General features: G+C 66.6%; 16 protein-coding genes. 3 read left to right on the top strand and 13 right to left on the bottom strand.

Annotated features, from left to right (window positions below; translation table 11 throughout):
* Nucleotides 1-24 precede the first annotated feature (24 nt).
* Nucleotides 25-1,152, bottom strand: coding sequence for a ThiF family adenylyltransferase (locus tag ACFXI3_RS00420; protein WP_378397130.1), 1,128 nt, complete (start codon nt 1,150-1,152; stop codon nt 25-27).
* Between the two features lie 536 nt (nt 1,153-1,688).
* On the opposite strand from ACFXI3_RS00420, the gene ACFXI3_RS00415 reads away from it, so the two are divergent.
* Nucleotides 1,689-4,970: an ATP-binding protein gene (locus ACFXI3_RS00415; protein ID WP_378397128.1), complete on the top strand. Its 3,282-nt coding sequence runs from the start codon at nt 1,689-1,691 to the stop codon at nt 4,968-4,970.
* A 286-nt stretch (nt 4,971-5,256) separates the two neighbouring features.
* Here ACFXI3_RS00415 and ACFXI3_RS00410 read toward each other — a convergent pair whose 3' ends face one another.
* From ACFXI3_RS00410 to ACFXI3_RS00385, 6 genes are all read right to left on the bottom strand, one after another.
* Nucleotides 5,257-5,790, bottom strand: coding sequence for a restriction endonuclease (locus ACFXI3_RS00410; RefSeq protein ID WP_378397127.1), 534 nt, complete (start codon nt 5,788-5,790; stop codon nt 5,257-5,259).
* A gap of 1 nt (nt 5,791) precedes the next feature.
* Nucleotides 5,792-6,709, bottom strand: coding sequence for a hypothetical protein (locus ACFXI3_RS00405; protein ID WP_378397126.1), 918 nt, complete (start codon nt 6,707-6,709; stop codon nt 5,792-5,794).
* Between the two features lie 474 nt (nt 6,710-7,183).
* Entirely contained in the window at nt 7,184-7,735 is a 552-nt protein-coding gene (locus tag ACFXI3_RS00400; RefSeq protein WP_378397125.1) for a hypothetical protein, read from the bottom strand.
* Between the two features lie 112 nt (nt 7,736-7,847).
* On the bottom strand, nt 7,848-10,553 hold the full coding sequence (locus ACFXI3_RS00395; RefSeq protein WP_378397124.1) for an RNaseH domain-containing protein: 2,706 nt from the start codon (nt 10,551-10,553) through the stop codon (nt 7,848-7,850).
* Nucleotides 10,554-10,572: 19 nt separating this feature from the next.
* Nucleotides 10,573-13,911, bottom strand: a complete 3,339-nt coding sequence (locus ACFXI3_RS00390) for a hypothetical protein (RefSeq protein ID WP_378397123.1) — start codon at nt 13,909-13,911, stop codon at nt 10,573-10,575.
* Entirely contained in the window at nt 13,901-15,244 is a 1,344-nt protein-coding gene (locus ACFXI3_RS00385) for a hypothetical protein (protein ID WP_378397122.1), read from the bottom strand. Before ACFXI3_RS00385 ends, ACFXI3_RS00390 begins: the two co-directional genes overlap by 11 nt.
* Before the next feature lie 425 nt (nt 15,245-15,669).
* On the opposite strand from ACFXI3_RS00385, the gene ACFXI3_RS00380 reads away from it, so the two are divergent.
* Nucleotides 15,670-17,655, top strand: a complete 1,986-nt coding sequence (locus tag ACFXI3_RS00380) for an ATP-dependent endonuclease (protein ID WP_378397121.1) — start codon at nt 15,670-15,672, stop codon at nt 17,653-17,655.
* Complete coding sequence (locus ACFXI3_RS00375; protein ID WP_378397120.1) at nt 17,642-19,513, top strand: ATP-dependent helicase; 1,872 nt, start codon at nt 17,642-17,644, stop codon at nt 19,511-19,513. The genes ACFXI3_RS00380 and ACFXI3_RS00375 overlap by 14 nt, the downstream gene beginning before the upstream one ends.
* 16 nt (nt 19,514-19,529) lie before the next feature.
* Here ACFXI3_RS00375 and ACFXI3_RS00370 read toward each other — a convergent pair whose 3' ends face one another.
* From ACFXI3_RS00370 to ACFXI3_RS00345, 6 genes are all read right to left on the bottom strand, one after another.
* Nucleotides 19,530-20,267 (bottom strand): hypothetical protein, encoded by a 738-nt coding sequence (locus ACFXI3_RS00370; RefSeq protein WP_378397119.1) that lies wholly within the window; start codon nt 20,265-20,267, stop codon nt 19,530-19,532.
* 785 nt (nt 20,268-21,052) lie between these two features.
* Complete coding sequence (locus ACFXI3_RS00365; protein ID WP_378397118.1) at nt 21,053-21,229, bottom strand: hypothetical protein; 177 nt, start codon at nt 21,227-21,229, stop codon at nt 21,053-21,055.
* Between the two features lie 402 nt (nt 21,230-21,631).
* On the bottom strand, nt 21,632-22,516 hold the full coding sequence (locus tag ACFXI3_RS00360; RefSeq protein ID WP_378397117.1) for an SAM-dependent methyltransferase: 885 nt from the start codon (nt 22,514-22,516) through the stop codon (nt 21,632-21,634).
* Between the two features lie 92 nt (nt 22,517-22,608).
* Entirely contained in the window at nt 22,609-23,484 is an 876-nt protein-coding gene (locus tag ACFXI3_RS00355; RefSeq protein ID WP_378397115.1) for a helix-turn-helix domain-containing protein, read from the bottom strand.
* 58 nt (nt 23,485-23,542) lie between these two features.
* Entirely contained in the window at nt 23,543-23,770 is a 228-nt protein-coding gene (locus tag ACFXI3_RS00350) for a DUF397 domain-containing protein (protein WP_378397114.1), read from the bottom strand.
* A 227-nt stretch (nt 23,771-23,997) separates the two neighbouring features.
* A complete protein-coding gene (locus ACFXI3_RS00345) occupies nt 23,998-24,426 on the bottom strand; it encodes a hypothetical protein (protein WP_378397112.1) in 429 nt (142 codons plus the stop codon).
* Between the last annotated feature and the right edge of the window lie 143 nt (nt 24,427-24,569).

Genomic DNA, 24,569 nt, shown 5'->3' with positions numbered 1-24,569 from the left:
CGGCCAGGGGCGGGAGCAGGCGGATCAGGCGGTCGCGGCGTGCGGACCGCAGGCCGGGCAGCCTGGCCGGGGCTCCTCGAGCGTCGACACTGCGTATCCGTCGAGGGAGACGAGGCTGAACGCGTATTCGCGGTTGGGCGTCAGAGCGGGGACACCGGTGACCATGCTCATCGCGGTGTGCGCGGCCAGGTTTCCCGACACCCCGGCCGACACCGCGTTGCTCGCCTGAACGTCCGTCCGTGCCGTCACCGGCGCTGCCACGAATTGCAGGGGTTCCGCCTCGACGCGGTGTTCTCCTTCCGCGGTTTCGATGCACTCGTAGCAGGGGCCGGCACCGGGTCGGTAGAGGCCGTAGTTGATCTGGGGGCCGTGGTAGCCGGCGTGGACCCAGGCGGTGCCCGTCGCGTGGCAGGCGCGGTTGGTCCAGGTCCGGATCTCCGCCGGCCGGTCTGCGGCCAGGACGACGACGTCGAACCGGGCTGCCAGGGCGAGCAGGTCCGCTGTGCCGGTGATGGCGAGAGCCTGGCCGGTGATCTGGATGTCGGAGTTGCGTGCCCGCAGCTCCCGCACCGCCGCCTCGACTTTCGGGCGGCCGAGGTCGTGTTCGGTGAACAGGATCTGCCGGCCGAGGTTGGACAGTTCGACCACGTCTGGTTCCACCAAGTGCAGCTCCCCGACGCCAGACAGTGCCAGGTTCACCGCCGCGGTGCAGCCGGTGCCTCCGGTCCCGATGACGACGACGCGGGCTTGGCGTAGCAGCAGCTGGGTGTCCCAGCTGGACCGGTGTTCGACCCGGGTCATCCACCACCACAGTTCCCGGTTCCGGCCGTAGCGTTCCTGCTCCCGGGCCGACAGTCCCGGTGGCGGGGTCTCGGCGGCGTCCTCGACATAGCCGGCCCCGGCGAGCACTTCCAGGTCGTGCGCGACTTCGGCGGCGATGCTGTCGGCGGTTCTGGCGGGGAAACGGCGGACCAGCTCGGCGATGATCTGGTCCACCGTCCTCGTGCCGTCGAGGGTGCCCAGCAGCGCCCACACCCAGCCGTCCCGGTCCCGGATGGTCATCCCGATCCCGGGGATGCGACCGCCGATGCGGATGCGACCGTCACCGAGCCGCACCGGCCGGTGCTTGACCTTGATTCTCGGGCGATACATGACACCCTCCTCGATTCATCGTCGAAGCCCGAACCCGGTCACGATTCGTCGTCGTCGCTGTCGCAGAACGTCATCCGCCGCTCGAACTCGAGAAACTCGATCACCGCCACCGCCTCCCTTCCCCGATCAGGGAGACGGCGCCGAGGCGCCTGCCGGCCCTGGCCGCGAGGCCCAGGCAGTGCGGCTGGTGCGGACTGCCAGGGTCCGGCAGGTGGTGGCCGTTGGCGCTCATCGTGCCGATCTCCGTCTCCGCTCCTGCTGGTCGAGGAGCTGCACCGAGCATCCGGCGACCCGGCGGACGGCACCTAGGACGGAAGTGCCGACGCGGCCCGGACACCCTGCCGACCGATCAGGTGAAACCGGCACCCGTTGCTCCAGCAGAGCCTCGTCATCGCCCGGAAGGCTGGACGCCGGCACGTCAGATCACGGTCGGTCGACGGAGACCTGACCGCATCGGGGTGGTGGTTGTTCGCAGCAGGGTGGAGGGCGAGGGAATCGATCCGCCCGGACCAGGAAAGCCGGGCAAACTGACGGTCATGCACCCGAGGGGGAGAGCAGAGATCAGTCTTCTGGGGCCGGTAGGAATCCGCACCGGCGACGGCGACCTCGCGATCCCGTCGAAGTCGGCCGTGGTGCGCCTGCTGGCGGTGCTCGCCCTCGACGCGGGCAAGCCGGTCGGCGAAACAGTCCTGCTCGACCAGGTCTGGCGCGACGACGGCAGGGCCGAACCAGGACCGGGGACGTTGCGGCGCAACATCGACTGGCTCCGCGACGACCTCGTCGCCGCCGGCGGCAGCCGTGACTGGGTGCGATGGAACCACGCGGCCAAGAGCTGGACCCTGGCAGTGAAACCCAGCACGGTGGACTACCACCGCTTCCTCGACGAGATCACCCTCGCCTGCGACGACGCCGACTGGGACAGACTGCAGCGGACATTGGCGCTCAAGCAAGGCAAGCCACTGTCCAATGTAGACAGCCGATGGGCCGACGACGCCCGCCGCGAACTCGGCCGGCACCGTCACGCAGCGGTGAAATCCCTGTTTGCCCACTTGCTGGAGGAGTGTCGCTACGACGACCTGATCACCTTGCTCGGGCCCTGCGAGGACGACATCGTCCACAGCGAGGAACTGCTGATGCAGGGCGCCGAAGCCCTGGCCGCGGCCGGACGTCACGCCGAGGTCGATGCGTGGGCGGCCCGCATCGACGACCGCACCCGCGACGAGACGGGCGTGGGACGCTCCGCCGCGACGGACGCCCGGTTGCGGGCTTTGATCGCCGACCCGCCCGGACCGGCCGTCCGCCCCGCGGCTCCGGAAGCACTGGCCCTGCCCCGCGACATCGCCGACTTCACCGGCCGCGAACCAGAACTCGCCGTGCTGCTCGCGGCGGTCGAGAACGCCGCCGACGGCGGCGCCACGACCATCGCCATCCACGCTATCGACGGCATGCCCGGCGTCGGCAAGACCACCCTGGGCAACCACGCCGCCCACCGGCTCGCGCCCAGCTTCCCCGACGGCCGGCTGCTGCTCCCGCTGCACGGCCACACCCCCGGCCAGAAACCGGTGCCCCCGTTCGACGCGCTGCACTCCCTGCTCACCGCCCTGGGCGTGCACGCCCAGGTGCTGAGCAGCCACACGAGCGTGGAGCAGCGGGCACGGCTGTGGCGCGCCCTGGCCGCCGACCGCAGGATGCTGCTGATCCTCGACGACGCCGCCACCTGCGACCAGGTCGAGCCCCTGCTGCCCGGGACGCCGGGCAGCCTGGTGATCATCACCAGCCGCAACCGGCTCCCCGAACTCGACGACGTCCTCCCCGTCTCCCTCGACATCGTCTCCCCCGACGTGGGTGCGCTGATGCTGCTGCGCCGGGCCCGCCGCACCCCGGACAACACCCGCGCCGACCAAGTCGCCCGCGTCGTCGAACTGTGCGGCTGCCTGCCGATCGCCATCGCGGTCGCTGCGTCCCAGCTGCGCACCCACCCCTCCTGGAGCGTGCGCTACCTCGCCGACCAGCTCGCCGACGCCTACGACCGCCTCGACGAACTACAGGCCGGCGAACGGTCCGTGCGCGCGGTGTTCGACACCTCCGTGCAGGACCTGTCCGACGAGCAGCGGGACCTGTTCACCCTGCTCGGCGTGCACCACGGCCCCGACATCGACCCCCATGCCACCGCCGCCCTCGCCGACACCACCCCCGCCAGGGCCCGCCACCTGCTGCGGGCCCTGCACGCCCGCAACCTCGTCCAGGAAACCGCTCCCGACCGCTACCGCCTGCACGACCTGCTCCGCGTCTACGCCCAAGGCCGCGCCGCCCACCTCGACCCCGACCACCGCCACGAGGCCACGACCAGAGTCCTGGACTACTACCTGCACACCGCCCACACCGCCATCAGTTATCTCCCGGCCTACCGCACCCCCGGCAACCCCAGCGCTCCGGCGCTGCCCCGGCGTCCGCGGCCCATCACCAGCGCCGACGGCGCGATGGCCTGGCTGGACACCGAACTCCCGGTCCTGGTCACCGCGATCGACCACACCCACCACACCCACCCCGCTCACACCCCGCGGCTGTCCGCCACCCTGCACCCCTACTTCCGCGTGGCCGGACAGTGGCACCATGCCCACACCGTCCACCAGACCGCGGTCACCGTCGCCACCCGAACCAACGACCGCCCCGCCCAGGCCACCGCCCTCACCGACCTCGGCACCGCGCATCGGCTCCGGGGTGATCCGGGGGCGGCGATGGAGGCCCTGACCCGCGCACTACAGCTGTACACCGACCTCGGTGACCGGCGGGGGCAGGCCGCCGCCCTCACCGAACTCGGCTCCGTGTATCGGCTGCGGGGTGACCTGCGAGGTGATCTGGGGGCGGCGGTGGACGCGCTGACCCGCGCACTACAGCTGTACACCGGTGTCGGTGACCGGCGGGGGCAGGGCCATGCCCTCACCAACCTCGGCTCCGTGTATCGGCTGCGGGGTGATCCGGGGGCGGCGGTGGACGCGCTGACCCGCGCACTACAGCTGTACACCGGTGTCGGTGACCGGCGGGGGCAGGGCCATGCCCTCGCCGAACTTGGCGCCGTGTATCGGTGGCGGGGTGACCTAGGGGCGGCGGTAGACGCGCTGACCCGCGCACTACAGCTGTTCACTGACCTCGGTTACCGGCTGGGGCAGGGCAACGCCCTCACCAACCTCGGCTACGTGTATCAGCGGCGTGGTGATCCGGGGGCCGCAGCAGACGCGCTGACCCGCGCACTACAGCTGCACACTGACCTAGGTGACCGGTTGGGGCAGGGCAACGCCCTCACAGACCTCGGCTCCGTGTATCGGCTGCGGGGTGACCTAGGGGCGGCGGTAGACGCGCTGACCCGCGCACTACAGCTCTACGCCGACCCCAGCAACCTGCAAGGGCAGGCCAATGCGCATCTGCAGATCGGCATCGCCTACCAGCTGCAACGCAAACACGACCTAGCCGCCACCCACCTCACCCACGCACTACGCCTGTTCACCCGGGTCGAAGACACCGACGGCCAAGCCGAAACCCACAACGCACTCGGCGACCTCACCCTCGACCACCCCGACACAGGCGACCCGCACACCCACTTCACCACCGCACTCGCACTCGCCCTCGACTGCGGCACCACACTCCACGAAGCCAACGCACTCGTCGGCCAAGCCCGGTGTCTCCAACGCACCGGAGACACCGGGCGAGCGGTCATCCTGCTACGACAGGCACTTGCCATGCACCGCGAGATCCACGCTCCCGAAGCAGCCCGCACCGCCGACCTGCTCCGCGCACTCGACCCCGACAACCAGCCCTGACACCACAACAATCCAGGTTGTCCCGCCGATACACCTGATAGCTGCACGTCGAGACGAAAAACGCATGCTCTCGTCAGCCCACCCCGGTACAAGCACCGACAGCCCCCACCCGAACCGCACATGGCCCTAAATGAATGGCTACAGCTCAGTGTCCCCGACGACAACATTCGGCCAACCGTTAGAACACAGAGAGATGCTGCCGCTGGACTGGTGCCTGGTCGAATAGCACGCCCCGCTGAGACCGAGCCTTACGCGAGCTTGCGCTTGACCTGTCGACATGACGGCATCAGCCGGGCGCGCCCATTCCACTGGCGACGGCACGGAGGTACCGTCTATTCAGCATCTCCACGAAGTCAGCGCTGCAGGTCAGCTCGGCGATTTCATGAGTAGTGATCACAAGGACTCTGATGCGGCGTGCTGACGCCTGGATGAGCAGGGAGTGCGCGTAAGTGAAATCGCGCGGATCACCAGTGATCCCCCGGGCAGCGATCATCAGTCCAACCTCGACGCTACGGTTGGCGAGGGTGTTAATGAAGTAGCCGAGCGTGCTGCTGTCGACCGGTTTGCTCCAATCCTTGCACTCGACCAGGAACGTGGGTGGCAGGAGGGTCGGGCCGTCTGAGGCTTGCCAATTCCCCACAGCGACGTCGACCTGCTCGCTGCCGAAGGCGCTGATGACATTGGGCTCAGCGAGGCATCCTGGCGTGGACTCGAATAGGTAGACGATCAACTTCTCGTACGCCTTGCCCTGCGCATCGGTGTCTAGTGCCGATGCAGCTGCGTTCAAATGCTGACGGACAGCCGCTGGGTCGAGGGTCATTTCAGACTCCGTGCACGGCCCGGTTGCGAGCGCGGACCAGCATCTCGCCTAGCGGCATGTATTCAAGTTCGGACAGCAATTCATCGATGGATAGCGCGAGAACGAATGGGATAGTTCGAAACTTGTTTGCGCTCGTCGCTAGACCGTCGTATACAAGGAGGCCGAAGCTAACACGGCCGACCTTCATGTTGGCCAGTAGCTGTTGTTCGGCGTTACGGAGGTCGGCTTCCGTGAATCGCCGCAATTTGACCTCTACAATGATCGCTCCCAGGACACTTTCCGTCCCCGGTATGTAAGCCACCGCGTCTGCATCTCGGCGAGGCTCCGACGACAACTCGACTTCGGCCGCCACAACTGCCCCTGCACTTGACAGGACGTCGTAGACGAGCTGCAGCAACTGCCACCCCCGGATCGACACCATTCCTCCGCCCGATGACCTGGGCCTTTGCGGAGGGTTGCGGATCGCTTCTAAGCGCGCCCGGAAGCCAGCTAGCGACGATGGCTCCAGCGCAGCTGGAGGGGTCGGCCGCTGGGCAGCGTCGCTGGCTGCTATTGACAGCATGAACATCCGGATATGCAGCCGAAGCGCGTCCACATTGTTGGCCAGTGCCCTCACGACGGTCGCGCCAGCCAATGCCGGCGGAGGTGCATCTGGAGGCTCGACGACCACTAAGATCGGAATCTCGCGGCCGACGACGACTCCGATCTCGATGAAGACAGCCGCCAAACCCTCTGCGGTCCCGGCCGATTGCGATGGCAGCACAGCCACAGCGCAATCGGCGAGATCAGCCGGCGCTTGAGCCAAGATGACGCCGGCACCCAGCTCCGACGTGGAGAGAACTTCGACCCCCTGATCCACCAACACGCCCGACAGCACGTCCACATTCACGCTGTTGGGTGCAATCAGGAGGCAACGCATCGGCCAACCATATCCCAAGGCGACACAGCACAGACGCGCCAAGGGGGGCCGCACCTGCCGATCACCCCGACTGCGCGGAAAGCATCCGGTCATGCCGCATAGCGCTCCTACGGGAGTACGTCTTCACCGATGGACAGAGCGATAACCTGTTCCGCTTCTGCGCTGCCGTCGGTGACCCCGCCACTGACACCGTGGTGGTCCCCAACGAGGCAAGCAGCGGGCAGCACGTGCGGGACGACGCCGAGGCCGGGTGACTCGGACGGGCATCGAACGGCGGCCAGGTTTGATCGCGAGGAACGCCATGGCGCGGTTGAAACTGAGCGACATTGATCATGATAGGTGATCAGCATGTGCGGTCGGAATCCACGAATAAGTGCGGTCAAAACTCGCGGACACAATCATCCGCATTAATCCCATTCGCGGAGCCCCATTGCCGAGCGCTTCCACCAGGCTGACATATCGAAAACGCCCACCTCAGCAAGGAATGCCAGCGTTGCTGTGTGGTTGCCAGTATTCTCGGCCGACGTCGGTGAGAGCGTAGGACCAGGCTGTGGAATCTTCGATGTAGCCGAATTCTTTTGGGCCGAGGCGTCTGGCTGCGACACGACTGATGTCTACTTTCGGCAATCCGGGTGGTCGCGCGCTGGCGACGCGAGCGAGTGCTTCGTGCAGCCAGGGAGGTAACGGAGCGGGTCCGGTGTCTCTCGGTGGCCGGTTGATGCGGACGGCTTGTCGCCCGGCCGGGGTCAGCCGGAGTTGGGTTTGGCGGACGGGGCCACCGACGCCATCGATGGTGACGTCCCGGATTTCGAGCAGGCCGCGTCGGGTGAGGGCGGCCAGGGTGGAACCGCTGCCCGCGCTATGGATGCCTTGGGCTTTGAGCGCTTGCTGGGCGGAGGTGAGCGAGGCATGGGCATGGCGCGTGGCGTAGGGAATCCAGCGCCACTGGTCGGCGGACTGGCGGGGAAGTCCTTGGTGCCAGCGGCGGCGTTGGTCGCGTTCGGCTTGCTGGTCGAGTTCGAACACGATGTCGAGGTATTGCTGCTGTCGGGCGTTGAGCCCTCCGGACCTCGCCCGGGGCCGCGCAGCGCCGCCTTCGACGGACGGACGGCCCTGCTGCGGCGGGTCGGCGGATCGGTCACTCATCGGCGGCCTGGCAGCGCGCGACTTGGTCCGGCGGCAGGATATAGCCGTCTACTTTGGATGCGAGGTGCAGCACGATGGGCAGAATCAACGGTTCGGCGTAATGCCGGGCCGCGTAGCGTTGCTGGTGCGCGAGTGCGGCCCACGAGCGCGTGTTGTCGTCGGGCTGCTGGGCCGCGACAAGGATTTCCAGCAGGCGCGGGTTCCACACCTTCTTCGTGATCTCATTCACCCAGCCCCATTCCTCTTCGCCGACACGGCGATAGTGCGGCGAGATTCGGCTTCCTTGCGGAGAACCGGGTCCGGCAGTGTTCGGCTTGTCCGGGGTGCTGAGGAACCTCCGCGGATTGCGAGGATCGTCCCAGAGGCTTGAGCCGTGGCCGACGAGATCGGGGTCAGTCTCGAGGCAGGTGTAGTGCTGGCTGGTTTCGCTGCGCAGGTTGGTGCGCAAGCGGAGGTGCCGGATGCCTTTGCGGTCGTGGAGCGGGATCGGGCTGTCGGGGTCGAAAGCGAGAGTGTCTTCCTGAAGGTGACCGTCTGCGATGCCGGGGCAGGCCGGGCGGATGTTCTGGGCCAGCGTGAGCAGCGCGGTGTCGGTGCCATCGCCAGCTTCGGCGACGACGGTGGTGAAGAACTCGCGAACCCGTTCATGAGTGAACACGCGGTCGGTGTCCCAGCTGCCCAAGGCGAGCAACCCCTCGCGGTAGGGCACCCACCGGTCGCAGTTGGGGAGCCGGAGCCGGGCGAAGGGTTCATCCGGAAGCCAGCCGACGGCCAATGGGAGCACGGCACGGTCCTGGCCGTTGCGGCGCACAACCCACAACCCGACGGTCGCGACCTTGTTCAACGGGTTGTCCGCGGTACCGGTAGTGCTCATAGGCTCAAGAAGCCCGGTCTGGCGGATGAACAGGTCCGCCACAGTCTTGCGGGCGCGTTCGGTGCGGCCGGACTCGGTTTCGCGGCCGTCCCCTCTGCCGAGCGGTTTGGGCGGGGTGATGTTCTTGGTCAGCGCTCCGCAAGCCGCCGCAGCGGCTTTCACGGGTTTCTTCGGGTCGTGCTCGGGCGTGGGGAACGCGTCGGGGCCGCGCATCTCGATGATCGCGAATCGCGCGCGAATGTCCTCGGTCGGCGCGAACTGGGCGCGGGCGAGGTCGCGCCGTGGCGCTGCTGCTTGTGCGATGCGGTCTTTGGTATTGCGGATGGAGGAGTCGATCGGCAGATCGGCTGCCAGCTCGCCGACCGGTGCGACCCGGATGGTCACGTCCAGTTCGGGTCGCGGCCTGTGGAACTCGTATTCCAGGTTGGGGTCCTGGGCGTCGAGGACCGACGACGGGAAAGTCAGGTCGAGGGCTTCTTCCAGCGCGAGCAGGACCGCTTTGCGGATGACGGCAGTGTCGTAGCGCAGGTCAAGGTGGATGGCGGGCGCAGTGGCGGCTGCCAGCGCCCGGTGGTCGATTGCGCGGAATTCGTCGGCGTCCGGGCGATGACGGGTCTTGACGTTGATGCGGTGGTATGGCTCGACTTTGGTGGCGAAGTCGCAGAGGGCGGGGTACAGGTGGCGGAAGATCTGCCAGCGGTCGTGTGCGGAGACACCGTCGCCGACGGAGTGTTTGCATTTGTCGCCGAGCCCGTACCGGAATACGACTCCGGCGATCGGAGGGATCGGCTTGTTGTGCCGGTCCACGCCGAGTTCGAGGAATGCGCGGGGGTTCTTGGCGAGTTCGGTCACCTCGGGCAAATCAGTGGTGGAGGTGAGACGCGCCAAGGTCGGGGCGAGGTCGTCGTTCCAGACCATGCGCCCGGTCTTCGTGCCTCGCGGGCCAGGTTGCCACCTCATGGAGGCGATCCCGATTGGGCTGGTGACGTCGCCCCAGGGCGAGCCGGTGAACAGGTGCACGCCGATGGTCCGGGTCGCGTCGAACACGTTGGTGCGGGCCCAGCGTCGCATGCCGAGATGCACGTGCACGTAGGAGTGGGGGTCGAGCGGGATGGTGCGCAACGAGAGCCGTGCCGTGTAGGACCAGTAGTAGCTGGTGCCACGTCCGGTGATGTAGGGGGTCGGAACGGAGATCAGTTCGGCGCCATCCCGGTTGGCGGTCCGGCGCCAGTTGGAGACGCCGTCCCGGATGGTCTCGCCGTCGTGGTTGGCGTGGCTGTGTTCGACGGCCCACCCGCTGCCCAGCAGATGCGTGGCCAGCATGTGCGGCACCATCGTGTACGCGCCGTCCGGGATGGGTTTGCCAGGGCCGATGTCCAGGTCGTAATCCTGAAAACTGATGTCGTCGGAGTGGAAACCAGCGGTGACCGCAGCCAGCGCATCAAGATCGACGACAGGCTTGCGGCCACGCTGGATCGCCTTGGTGTTGCGATGGTGGGCAGCAGCGAGCAGGCCGCCGCGCACGAACTCGACCAATAGCCCAATGTCGGGCTGGGCCGGCTGTTCCTGGGGTGCATAGGCGAGCCAGGCACGATCGCAGTGTCCTCGTCCATCGTGGGTCAGGACGCGCGGCATGAGGGCGGCGATGGCGTTGTTGACCGCCCAGAGCGGGATCGCCCGCGGTTGGCCGTCGACGGTGTACCCGTCATCGTCCTCGTCTGGAACCTGGAACACCTTGCGCCGCAGGTCCGCCGCCCACCTCGCAGGAAAGGAGCAGGCCCGGTAGCGGGCGAGCGGGTGGCCGACGAGGTCGGCGAGCTTCAATGAGAGCGGTTGGAGACGGTTATAAGTCACCACGGTATTTCTCCAGCAGGGTGTGTAGTGCGTGATGCAAGGGCTCGTAGAGTGCTTGGGCGACTGCGGCATCGGGACCGTTGAAGGCGTCGTCTAGAGCGCGGTACATGCCCAGCAGCGGGCTGTCTTTCTCGCGCGGGGCGAAGGCACCGTCACAGAAGTAGACGTGTGCGGTGGCACCGCCGCGGAGCATGCGCCCGATGATCTGGTTGAGCGGGGCGATGTTGGTCCAGTCCATCGCTCTGCGTTCGGCCGAGTCGTGGGCGGTCAGCGAGTAGCGCAGGGTGTCGTACAGCTCGTCCATCCACGCTCGCCGGGCCAGGCGCAGAAACAAGTCCGCACGCTCGCCCAACGACGCGGTGGCGGGGCCGGCGGTGGGCAGGTTGTGCTGGATCTCGTCGACCGCGCGGTGGTGCATGCGTTCGACGTGATAGCTCATGTCCTCCGGATGCAGGTGCGGGCGAACGAGATACAGGGTGGCACCGAGCGCGGCGACGTGGGCGTCGTTGAGGATGTTGTGCCCGCGTTCGATCGCCAACTGCGGGGCGATGAGGATCCACACTTTCTGGTGCTGGGCGAGGCTGTGGATGTTGTTGCGGGCGATGGTGCCCGAGGTCCAGAAGTGCGTGCAGGAGTCGTCATCAGGGACCATCTGCAGAATCTGCTCGCTCCATTCCGGGCGGAGGGCGACCAGTTCCCGCAGGACATCCTCGGCTTCCCGGTAACTGCCGACCAGCAGCAGCAACCGTTGCCGATCCGCTGGCAATGTGTCGCGGATGTTCTCCAATGTGCTCGGTTGGGGGCCGCGCAACCCGTCCCGGGCTCGCGCGAGTTCTTTGAGGATCATGGCCAGGGCCTGGGTGCGACGGCCGCCGAAGGTGCCCGACACCCGTACGTGCCGACTCTGGTTGTGCTCGCCCGCGACGGAGGTGGGCAGGTAGTCCAGCACGATCCGTTCGCCGAGGGGCACACGGTCGCCTTTGGCTGACCGCAGCACTGCGGCGACGGGGGCTTGGACGTGGTAGCGCGGGGAGGTACCAGCCCAGCTGGTTGCCGACAACAGCAGGGTCGCGGGGCCAGTGTCGGCCGGGCCGTACAGGCCGGGCAGGTTCAGCAGAAGCCATCTGCCCACGCCGGAACAACGGAAGAACGACAGGGTGCCGAGGTTGTCCGGCGCGGAGTCTTCTCGTTCCCGGTATTGGAATCCCAGCAAGTTCCCCATCGGGGAATCAGGCACGACGGGCTGGTATTCAGCTGGCGGGCGGTGCACGAGGTGGGAGGACATGGATTCCATCCCGGTCTCGGTCTCCACCTCCCAGCAGGCGCGGGTCAGCAGATTGAGCTTCTGCGCCAGCAGCGCGACGACGATCGTGACGTGAAACTGGACGGCAAGCCGCTGCAGGGCCTCGCCGTTTTCGCGGACGTCGGGCAAGGATTCGAGCCAGGCCGTCACCTCGCCGGTAATGACGTCCTGGGTGTCGTAACCGCGCGCGGAGACGTCGCGAAGAAACCTGACGCGCGTGTCGGTGCCGAGGTAGCGGTCAGCGGGTTTGGCGATCCACACGCTGAACGTGTCGAGCCACTGCTTATACACCACCTCGTCGGTCACCGTCGGCGCCGCGGGAACCGCATGTCCCGACGACGGCGGTGCGGCTGGTGTCTGACCGGGCGCGGGAGAAGGCCGGCGAGCCGGACGCTCCGCGATTCGGCTGGCGAGCTTTACACCGAGAAGCCACTCGTTGAAGTAGCCGCCGTTGAGCCATTCGCGGACGTAGGGGTGCGCGCCCATCAGGCCCCAGAGCCGGGTGACGAGCTGGCCAGCGGAATCGAGGTGGATCTGCCAGTCCCGGACCGCAGCGCTGGTGAAATGCCGCCCCTGGGTGTTGCGCATGTGCTGCTCGAACAGCGGCCGGATCTCGCTGAGCCACGCTTCGCGGCTCGGGCCGGCCAGCGTCTGGGACGGGCTGAACGCTTGATCCCACTGGATTTGAACCCGGTCAGCCTCGTCGACGAGGAACGCGTCGCTGCGCATCCACGCCAGCTCCAGATACCGTAACGAAATCTCGGATACCTGGCTTGGGACGCGGCTATGGAGCAGGCCCTGCGAAGTGGTTACCCAGATCGGTGCCGTCACCAGTGCCCTCGACGCCTCGTGCCAGCCGCAGCTGCCGAACATCGGGCACGCAACCGTCTTCCGGCTGGGCTCCTCCTCATCTCCGGCATCGTCGTTCCAGACCCGCAGCTTCCGCTCGCACGGGGTGTCGCGCAACGGCAGCGGTGTCGAGAGGTCCAGTAAGCCTTGGGTTGTGCATCCGGTCGACAGCCATCGCATCCGGTCGTCGTCGAGGAGGCCGAAGCCGCGCAGGGAGGGGTCGACCGGGCGATGCAGCTGCTGCAGGTGCCGGCCTCGGTTCGCCACGCCCAGGATGGGCGCGGCGTCAACGCTGTAGCGGGCCAAGTCCTCGACCATCGTCAACACGGCCATGACGTCGCCCAGGACGATGGTGAGGCGATGGCTGGGGCGGCAGCGGGCCGCCCACACCGCGGCGACGGTGATAAGGGTGGTTTTGCCGACCGCAGGCATCCCCACGACGTGGACCAGCTCCCGCAACGGCAGCGCCCGACCGGGTTTGAGTTTGCCGGAGTTGTCCAGCAGCAGCCGGATGTCGTTGATCCGGGCCTCCCACTGGCGGGACTCGCCGCGGAGGCCGTCCGCGGCGTCCATGTCGCGAGCAGTGGCAAGCAGCTTCGCCCACCGCAGGATCAGCTTGTGCCGCTTTCGGGTGAGGCGATGCTGCGGAGGCCGCGGCGGAAGCAGTTCCCGGGGAAACCGGACAGCGCGGCGCCCCCGCGGCAGGGCGTAGTCGGTGTCCGGCTCGGCGAGGTGGTGGTCTCCGGGTTTGTGCGGCGGCCGGTCGCCCAATGCCCGCGCATAAGCGCCGTCTCTGGTGGAGCCTGCGGCCAACTGCCGGAGTACGGGGGCCTGTGCGGTGTCGTCGACGTCGAACATCCGCAGATCTGGGGGCACCTTGGCGTATTCAGCCAGGGCGATGTGCCAGTCGTGCTTGGCTTTGAAGGCGCTGAGCAGCCACCGCAGGCCCGCAGGGAGCGGGCGTTGCCGCAAATGGGGTGGTCGGAAGTCGTAGCCGATCAGCAATGCCCACGCGTCCCTGGCGGCCTCGCCCTGTGCCCACTGGTACAAGGCGTACAGCGCCAGCTCTGCAGCGATCAGCCGGTTCACTTCGTTGTTGGTCAGCCCCGCCGCCGTCGCGGGTTTCGCCAGGACTCGGCGCACCTCTTCGCGCCAGACCAGCCGGTCACGGGCCACAGGTCACCTCACCAGGAACACCTGCATCGGGCGTCTGCTTGATCAATTCTTCGTCGGTGAGCACTTCGATGTGCCGCTGGGCCTGCAACGCCGGGCTGTGTTCCGCGACGATCTCGCAGTATCGCGAGCGGGGCCGGACCCGGTCGGCAGGCACGACGACGCACGCCCTGTCGTAGCGGTACGGATGACCAGACTGCCAGGCAGGAAATCGTTTGATGTTGCGCGCCAACAGGTACGGCTTGCGCCAGTCCTTGACGTCGACCGCCACCGCGAACCCGTTCGGCCACCGAGCGACCAGATCGAGGGCGTCAAGTTCCGGGTACAGCACTACCTTTGCACCGCGGGCAGCCAGAGCCTCGGCCAGCGCGAGCTCCGGGCGCGCGGGCAGCGCGATAGGTTTAACCAGTTCAGGACGGAGGCGGCGTGCACCGTGCGCGGCCACCATCATCGGCGCGGGCACACTGTGGGCGCGCGTGCAACGCCAGGTGAGACACGTCCACCGACGCTTCCCATCCGGCACCATCCACTGCCCGCACGCTGCACAGACCGCCACGTCGGCCAGCATCGTGGCCTCCGGCGGAACCGCCTCGTAGGAGTCATCGATCCACGCGGCCCACTGTGGCACCGCCGGGAACCGGTTCTTCAGCGCCAGCATCTCCGCTGGCGCCACCACGGCGTTGCGAGCGAGGGCGACCCGCCACTCCGCGTACAGCTCATGCCGCCCGAGGGCATCCGCGGCTTCCTTGACCTGCCTCACCAGGATGCTTTCGTGCAGTTCCGCAGCGATGTCGTGCGCGGACACTGCCCATTCCTGGCAGAACTCACTGGCCCTGCCGTCGATCACCAGCAGTTCGCCGTCGACCTGGGCGTCCGCAGTGAACGCCAGTGGCCACGCCCCGAGCCGACGCGTCGAGCACCAGTTCAGAACCAGGTCGCGCACTTCCCGTGGACGATCTTTCGTGCCCGCGCGCAGGCACGCAACGGTGAGGCGATCAAGACCTCGCTGCAGATTTCCGTCGTAGGGCAACTGCCGGTCACGCACACCGCCCCACTCCTGCATGCGCACCAAGCCCGTGCTGATCAAACTCAGCACAATCTCGGATTCACGTTCGACGCTGTCCCGCCTTGATGACGTCAGCATGCCCGCCGTGTAGCTCACCCGAGGCACCGTAGAGGTGGCCACCGACACTTCTGGGGCCAGCAGCAGCCACGACAGACAAGTTCGCACGACTGGGTGGTAATCAAAGACGTTTCGGCGTGTCGAATTGTGATGTCGACCGCTTCGGCGCCGGTCGGTCGGGCCGAAGGTTTTGTCGCGCACGACCGTCGTCATGCGATTGTGGAGCAGGCAGGGAATCTCGGCGACATTCCCGGCTTGGCGCGTGAGCAACGCAGCGTTCAGCCGGCCTTCGCTGTTGCGGCCGATCCGCCATCGAGCAGCCCGCGTCCTGTTCAACGTTGGCGACGCCCCCCACCTCGCCAACTCCGCGGACGCCCCATGGCCCACGCCAGCACCGTTCCGACCACTCACACCTCCGGCTCCACTATCAAAGGCAAGCAGCCGACCGGTCGGATCGCGGCGTCGAACGATGTCGGTGCGATGACAAATCCGACTGCGGCGTAGCGCTCGAGGATTTCGTAGCGACGTCCAGGCCAGGGGAACAAGTCAAGCGCAGCGGCGAGATGACGGCCGCACGCGGCACATGCTGTCATGCTCCTCAGGAACAGTGCATCGCGCGCAGGGTGGAAAGAGGACGAATGGGCCTGCATATTTCGCGGATCGAGGTACGTAACTTCCGCAACTTTCGGCACCTGGTCATCGATGGGTTCCCCTCCCAAGCAGTGATTGTCGGCGAGAACGGAGTCGGCAAGTCGAACCTGATCGAGGCGATCCGTTTGGTGCTTGACCCCTCCCTACCCGACTCCCGGCGCATGCTGCGCGAGGAGGACATCTGGGAGGGGCACCCGACTGGTCTGTCTGGCGGGGCTGAAGTGACCGTGGTGGTAGATCTTCAGGGGTACGACGCCGACGACGACGCCAAGAGCGTCCTGTCCAGCGCCACCGTGGACTACGCGCCCTATACCGCACGGCTAACCTACCGTTTCGCGCCGCTCCCGGAGATCGAGCCTGCTGGCCTCCAGCCATCCGGTCGGCCGCTGACCGCGCAGGACTACGACTTCACTGCGTTCGCTGGCGTCAGCGAGGCCAACGACGTACGCGCCATTCGGCGCGAAGTGGCCCTGCGCGTGCTGCCAGCCTTGAGGGACGCCGAGGGCGACCTGCATAACTGGCGACGCAGCCCTCTGCGGGACCTTCTCGAACGGTTGCCCCTGGACAAGGCCAACCTGCAAGCCACCGCCTCGGCTATCGCCGACGCCGTTGGCCAACTCACTAAGGATGACAACGTCACCAAGCTGGAGGGGCACCTGACGGCCCGGCTGGGGGCGATGTTCGGCCCGCGCCGACCGGTGCAGCCGACTCTGGGCTTCGCGTCCTCCAAACCCGACGAATTGATCCGTGCTGTTCGTCTGTTCATCGATGCGGCCCGCCGCCGAAGCATCTCTGACACCAGTCTGGGCAGCGCGAACGTCATCTATCTCGGCTTGTTACTGGAATCTCTCAGCCAGCAGCGTTTGGACGAACAGTTCGTCGCGACCCTGGTAGCTGTCGAAGAACCCGAAGCGCACCTGCACGTGAGCCTCCAGCGGCACCTCTTCGGTTACCTGCTGCGCACTGGACAGTCGCTCGTTCTCACCACTCACAGCCCGCACATTGCTGCTGTCACGCCGGTCCGCTCCTTTATCGTGCTGCGAGCCACTGAGAACGGCACGGTCGGAGCCAGCACAGTTGCCCTTCCCGTCAGCGACGATGAGGCAGCCGACCTGGAGCGTTACCTCGACGTCAGTCGTGCTGAGGTCCTGTTCGCCTCTGCTGTCATCTTGGTCGAAGGGCTGGCCGAGCTGTACATCCTGCCGGCTCTGGCTAAAGCCGCGGGTTTCGATCTCGATGCCTACGGAATTGTTGTCGCAAGCGTTCACGGAACCGACTTCAAGCCCTACCGTGCCCTTCTCGGGCCGAAGGGACTCGACACGCCGCACGTGATCATCACGGACGGCGACGCCGCTCCTGACAAGCGCGGCCGGCGAGAAGCTGGCCTCAAGAGAGGCGCGAACCTCTACCCGGACACGGCTGACGCCACTGCGCTCTTGCAGCAGATCGGAAAGCTGCCCGAGCACGACGCTGCGGACTATCGAACTCGCCGTGATCCACTGGCTACGGGTCTGGAGGGCATCAGCGTCTACGTGGGTGCCCAGACCTTGGAGACCGATCTGTGCCCGCTGTTCGGCGAAGAGATCGTCGAAGCATTCCAGGAGTTGACCGACACCACCGCCGCGATCGATGAGGTCCGGCACGGTGTCACCGCCGAACAGAACGGAACGGTCGACCCCGATGCCCGCAAGGACATGCTCAAGCGCATCTCCGATCTGGGCAAAGGACGTTACGCACAGCGGCTCGCGGCCCACATCGACCGAATCGGCCTGTCCGCCCGCATCCGCGCGACGACCGGAGTCACCGACGACCGCATCCCGATCGATACCTCGGTCTTGCGCCGACTGGGCAACGTCGCATACCTCTTTCTCGCCCTGGACGACATCTCCCGCAAGGTCCGCGGAACTGCTCTGTTCACCGCCGAAACGGCCACACCCGATGGCAGCCAGCAGGCCAACGATGCAGATCAGTGACACCCTCTTGCAGGAACTCAGAGACCTGCACCTCAAACAGCGCACTGCCGTCACCCACCCCGGCGACGTCGTTGTGCGAGCCGGGCCCGGCAGCGGCAAGACCCGAACCCTCGTCGCCCGCATCGCCTACCTGCTCCAGACCCAGATCTCCGCCTTTCGCGGCGTTGCCTGCATCACCTACACCAACGCCGCGGCCGACGAGATCCGCCGACGCGTCCTCCGCAGCGGCGTACGCGCCGAAAGACGGATCACCTGTTCCACCGTCCACGCCTTCTGCTTGAACGAGATCCTGCGCGCCTTCGCCCCTCTGACCGGCCAAGTAGCACCCCAAGCAGGGCAGATCCTCAGCGAGACGTCCGTCGAAGTGCTCTTGCAGGATTGCTTTGACCAGGTGGGCATCGCCGAGATGTCCGCCCAGTACCGCACAGCCGAGAACACCCGGATTCGCCGCGCCCTTGCCTGCGACGAACCGTTGGACGCCTTCGACCCACGAGAAGTAGAGGCGGCTTGCCTGTACGAGGAACAGCTTGTTTCCCGAGAAGTGATCGACTTCGAGGCCATGGTGACGAGAGCAGTACGCGTCGTTCACGAGCACGAACCAGTCCGAGACCTCCTGCACGCGCGCTTTCCCCACCTCATCGTGGACGAGTACCAAGACCTCGGCGGAGTCCTGCATGACCTCGTCATCGCCCTGCACGACCTTGCGGGCATCACCGTCTTCGCAGTCGGAGATACCGATCAATCCGTCTACGGCTTCAGCGGCGCCGACGCCAGATACCTGACAGCTCTGGCCGCCCGGAACGAGTTCTGCGACGTGGAACTCGACGTCAACTACCGCAGTGGCCAGAACATCATCACCGCCGCCGAAGCCGCTCTAGGAACTCCCCGCGGACGCCGTGCACGTGATGGCGCGCCCCGTGGAGATGTCCTTCTCGAATCGGTGGCGGGAGGGCTCGACGAGCACGCACGCGCGGCCTGCGAGTTCGCTCAGCAGGCGCTGCAGCGGGAGGTCAGCCCAGAGCGGATCGCCATCATTTACCCGCAGCGCGGCCCCTTGCTCGATGCCCTCCACAACGAACTGACCCTTCGAGAGATGAGTTTTCTCTACGAACGCGATGACAAACTGCCCGCCGGGAGTCTCTCCCGCTTCATCCAGCGCTGCGCCAGCCGCGCCGTCACGAACTACCAGGTCCACACTGCACCCGACACCGAACGCGCCGACATGCTGCGCCGGGCGGAAGCACCATCGCTCGCCGCACTAGCCCACGCACTCACGAAACTGCGCACCGAAGCCCACCTGTCTACGCCCGGATCGCGGCTCCTCTTGCCGCGAGGCCTGCAGAATTGCCTCGACCCCCAGCCGCGCTATCCAGCCGACGCTCCCGCCGACGAGTGGCTGCAGCGACTGCGCGACGGCCTCGACCTCGACGCAGTGGCCGCATCGCACCCTGACCAGGACAACGCCGCCAGCCTCGACAACCTCGCCCACCAGTGCCGATCCAAGAGCCTCATGCTGCAGGACCTCGCCCAGGGCGAACAGGTGATCGGCAAGGTCCTGCTCACTACGTACCACTCAGCCAAAGGCAGGGAGTTCGACACGGTCATCCTGCCTGGGTTGCTGAACGGAATCATCCCGCGCAACGTGAATGACCGAGGTCGGTGGCGCAGTCCCAACGCGAAAGAACTCACGGAACAACGACGTGCGTTCTACGTAGCCCTGACCCGCGCCGAGACGACACTGCACCTGATCACCGGTCCCGGATACCACACAAAGAACGGTTACTGGAGGCCTGATGGCACCTCGGACTTCGTGACAGAGATGCTTCAGCGTCTACCGCCGACGGCACCTTCGACCTGAACACACGCCCTCTGTCTCACCGTTCTAGTCGGACCCGCTGTGGTACCTCCTGTGCATAGGCATTTTCCGACCGAACCAACGCCACCAAGTCCCGCGAAGCCCTCGCCCCGACACGCAGCTGCTTCCGCAGTGTCTCCGCAGAGATCGGACGTCGGTACCGTCGCCAATGCTCGACATCCGCGCGCCGGGCTCGTTCGACGAGATCCTCATCAATCCTGGCCATCCGCTGAACTCCGCCAACGGCGTGCGAACCATGCTGCCGAGCAACCGAGTCCTGTTCCCGGTCGGCAGTACCATCGAGCCCCTCTGCCACCTCGGCGCTGGCCAGCAGTGAGTCGCCAACCTCCTCCGTGAGCGTGCTCAGCGCGCGAAGCAGGCCAGGACCAGCCTCAGCCCAACCGATGAGCAGGAACGGACCGACCGAGTCGAACGCGGCCTTGCCCCACTGGCCAGCGCACACCGGGTCAGCGACGTTCAGCAGCAGGGTCACCACGCTCGCCGCCAGCAGCAGACGTCGTGCCGGCCGCAGCACGTCATCGTCTGCTCCGGACAAGGCCAGGTGCCTTGTGCCGACGAGCAGGCCGAGCACTGTCAGATCAACAGCTGGCGCGACCAGCGGAGCCACGAACGCTGGGACCTGCAACTTCAACGCCAGACTCAACACGTTGCCGAACCCAAATAAAAAGGTCAAACCGATGACCAGTCCCATCGTGATCGTGACCAACCGAGCCACTGCATGCGAGCTGGCGTTCATGACTGGCTTCTAACCAAGTCCGGCAACTCAAAACTTGCCTCGACCACCAACGTGCCGCTGAAAAGCCCCTGGTCAGACCCGTTCCCATCCTTTGGTAGTCCCGCCCTAGGTCCGGCCCTGCGCACAACGATCCCGCGCAGGTTGGTGCCCTCCCCTAGGTCCGGCCAGGGCGGCGGCACGTACCGAGATCACCAACCGACAGGAGGCAATGCCGCCGCCACCGGCCTCCGAACAAGACCCCGACCTCAGACGGATGACGCGGCTTCCGCATCTGACGATGCTGCCGGAGACCACCTGCGCGCGGATCTGGCTGAGCGACAACAACTTCCACCTCCAGGCCAAGCCGTTCAGCGGCATGGTGGCGTATCCGGCGAGGCTTCAGCAATCACCACGAACCAGACCCGCCGGAGAAAGACAGTGCAACGACGAATTGTCCGATCCGCCCCGTGCAACGATTCAACCCAGAGGAATGAATCGACGAGCGCAGGCCGGACCCGCCGCGGTAACACCTGCTGGTTCCGCAATCACCTCGGACAGCCTGCCCAAAGGACGGAACCGCGAGGCCGTCTGGCAATCAAGAGGGATGAGCGGCGTTCCCGGTCAACCGGCGTGCGATCTTCCCCGCACAAGCGGGGATCATCCACAAACGTTCGCGACGGGGGTCGCGTCCAGTTCCCTGTCCGAATGGAGGATGGTCCCCGGCCTGGTGAGACCATCCCGACTCCGCCGGTTCTCCCCGCGCGAGCGGGAGTGTCCGATACGGCGGGCCCTGGCGCGGCGGGAGTTCAGCGATCGGTGCGCTGGTGGTCGGCAAGGCGTCCGACTGCGCCCTGAGCACGCGCGGGCAAGGCGGCGTCGTCGAGCAATCCGGCCTCCGCCGCAGCGAATTCCGCGTTCTCCAGTCCGCCCCGGACGTATGCCGCCGAAGCGGCCAGCGGTCGCGAGCGAAAAGTCGGTTCCATTTGCCACACGCCGGCAGAGCGCATCACTGTCGGACAAGCGGGCTCCGGGAATCTGTGGACAACCCGGAACCTGTCCACGGGCGCAGCCTGTTCGGCGTCGCCCGCATGTTCATGCCCCCGGTTCACGCAGGCCACGGTCCGTTGCACGCGCGCATGAGACAGCGCGCGGAACGTTGCGTGTTACACCAATCGAGGGGCACGGCGGGCTCGGTCAGCGGCGATCGACGTGGGCGGCGGAAACCCCCTGTCGGCTACTCCCCGAACAGCAAATTGGCCGAGAGCGCGGCAGCGCGGCGTTCCGCCTTGCCGGTGAGACGGCCTTGCCGTCGAGGGTTTCGCGGATGGTCGGCAGCTCAACGCGCGACAGGGCTGGCCGCCAAGCCGTGCCTACGAACGCCGGCGTTATCTCTTTTTTCCGACTCCGGCGACGATGACTGACTCGCTGGGCTCTCCGAAGGCAATCTCAGGTTCGGCGGGATGTTTCTCTTCGGGGTGCCATTGAGTGGTCCAGGTCAGCCCTGGAGGGATGAGGTCGAAGTTTCCGAACAGTTCCCGGACTTCGCGTTGCGTGCGCCAGACGACCGGGCTGCTTTGCTGGTCGTACATCCGTTTGAGCCGGGCCAGTTGGTCGCGGTATCTCGCCGGCACTCCTTCGTCGGTGATGTGCGAGATGGCGAGATAGGAACCCGAGGCCGCGAGCTCGCGATAGCGCGCGACTGCCGCGGGGCCGACGTCTCCGGTGTCGCCGCTGCGATGCGAGGCCGGCTGCTGGACGTGCAGGACGGCGACGAGCAGGATCGCCGTCGGCTTGTCGAGGTCCAGGACCCTGGTGTTCGCCACTTGCTCCCAGAGCCGGTCGGGTGCGCGCAAATCGGCGTGGATCGCCGCGTGGCGGCGGACGTCGCCGTGTTCTTCGAGCAAGTCGCGGGAGTGCGCGACCGCGATCGGGTCGTAGTCGGCGTAGACCACCCGGGTGGTGCCGGGCTTGACTTCGTCGGCGACCTCGTGAGCGTGCCGCATCGTCGGCAGGCCCGACCCGATGTCGATGAACTGGGTGACACCCTTCCCGATGAGATGCCGCACCACGCGGTGCAGGAACACCCGGTTGGCCTTGGCGATCCGCCGCAATTCGGGAAATTCGCCGAGAACGGCATCGCCGAAGTCGCGATCGACGGTCCACGACGCGTTGCCCTCGAGGTAATAGTCGTAGACGCGAGCGACGCTGGGTCGTTCCAAATCGATGCCGGGCGGCGGATAATCGTCGGACTCCCGGTCCTCGCTGGCCACTGGTGTCCCCTTCCCCGGATGGAGCAAAACCGTGTCCTTTACCGAAGGTAGTTCATGCATGACGGAATGAGGTAGACGTCGCATGGACGAACTTACTGCCCCCTATCTGAGTTGCGCGCGACTGCTTGGCTATACCGACGGTGCAACTCGTCGAGAGTGGCCTCGGCGGTTCGGGCGACGGATTCGAGGGCCGCCCACGCCTTGCGAGGGCGTTCCAGGTCGCGCTGAGCGATCCAGGCAACGCCGCCGAGGTATTCGCTGTAGGCGCGTTCGGCCGGCTTTCCGGGGAAACCCATGATCACGAAGTTGTGCTCGCTGTACCCGTTCGCAGGCTGCGGGACGAGCCGGATGGTGATGTTGTGCCGTCCCGCGAGTTCGATCATGTGCTCGAGCTGGTCCCGCTCGATGCCGGGATTCAGAGTGTCGAGCTTCTCCAGGGCGGATTCGCTGACGAAAAACTCGAATCGCTTGTCGGATTCGTTGAACAGTTCTTGTCGCTGCCGGCGTTTCTTCCACCGGCCGAACATGACCGTGTCGCGGCGGGCGCCGTCGAACACCAGGAGCATGTACGACGGGGACTGGAGCAAGCCATGGACGTTCTCCCCGCTCCACGCCCGGACCAGGACGGCTTTTCGCTCGTTATCGATGACCTTCGCGAACCACGACGGGGTCGCGACGCGGTCGTCGCCCCACCGCCGTTCAGGCGCGTTCACGGTGTCCCACGCCCGCAGCATCTCGTTCGCCTCCGCGTCGGACACACCGTAGCGGTCCAGCAGCGCACACAGGCCCTCACGCCCAATCGAGGTCTCCCCGCTTTCGATCTTGCTGATCGTCGACTGGTCTCTGCCCAGCACCGCACCAGCGTCGCGTTGCGTCAGCCGGGCCGCTGTGCGCGCGGCTTTCAGGCCACGGCCCAGATCGCTCCGCAGCGTGTCGTCCGTGGACGGCATGGGGTCCCGGTTCGTCACCGCGACCACCGCCCCGCAACCGCCGCGCCTGCACGGAACCCGCTGCAGCCGGGAAGGGTCAGCCTGTCATGTCCCCGCGCACCGCGTCCGTCAGCGCACGCCATCCTTGCGGGGAAAACATCAGCACCGGCGAGTTGGCGAGCTTGCTGTCGCGCACCCCGACGGTCCCGGCCGCGGAGAAGTTGACTTCCACGCACGTCCCGCCGTCCGGGCCGCTGAAACTCGACCGGCGCCATTCTTCTGGATCGAACACCGCAGACAGCGGTGATGTGTCGTCGAACCGCATCGCTCCCCCTCAGAGCTCGCGTGTCGCTCTCCCGACCCCAGAGTGGGCGTCGAATATGCGACATGCAAGCCCCCCGCGAATGGATCCCGCCCATGTTCACTCCAACGAGTACAAACGATTCTGTCGAAACGTAGAGGGATGGGCCTGTGCTGCGCCCCCGTCCGCTCGCAGCACAGGCCCGGGTGCGGTCCGCCGCCTCCGAGGCGGACCGCACCGGCTCTGACCGGCTAGGGGACCTGGTGCGGCAGCTGCCGCACCGTGTCGCCGCGCAGCCCACGGACCGCCAGCACGCAGAGAAGGCCGGTCACCGCGGTGCCGGCAGCACCCGCGCCGGAGGGCGGAAATGCCGTGCTCGCACCGAGGGCGACCGCGACCGCCCCTGCTCGTAACGCCTCCGGCCAGCCGCCGACGACCATGCCGGCCACCTCCGGCCACGAACGTGCAGGCATGCGGGTTGTCGGCCGGCGGCGGCGCGGCCGCCAGCCGGGGGATGGGGCGGCCAGGTCGGTGATCTGGATGCGCTTCAGCGACGGCCCCTCCTCGCCGAATTCGATCACCACCGTGGTCGACCGGAATCCGCCGGCGAGCGACGCCACCGTGGGGTGATCCCGGGCATGTCCTGCTGGCGTCGCGAAACACTCACGGTCTAAGCTCATACCGTTGTCCTTTCAGGTAAATGTCATGAGCGGGCAATGGTGGCGCGGCCCTCCCTGACCCGGAGGGTCGCGCCGAAACGTTTAACCAGTATCGTCTTGTCGAATATGAGGGGAGCTCCTTTCTCGCCGCCAAGTCTGGCACA

It is taken from the genome of Amycolatopsis sp. NPDC059235, from assembly GCF_042754125.1.
In the GTDB taxonomy this organism is placed as follows: Bacteria; Actinomycetota; Actinomycetes; order Mycobacteriales; family Pseudonocardiaceae; genus Amycolatopsis; species Amycolatopsis albidoflava.
This window is presented reverse-complemented; position numbering and strand designations above follow the sequence as displayed.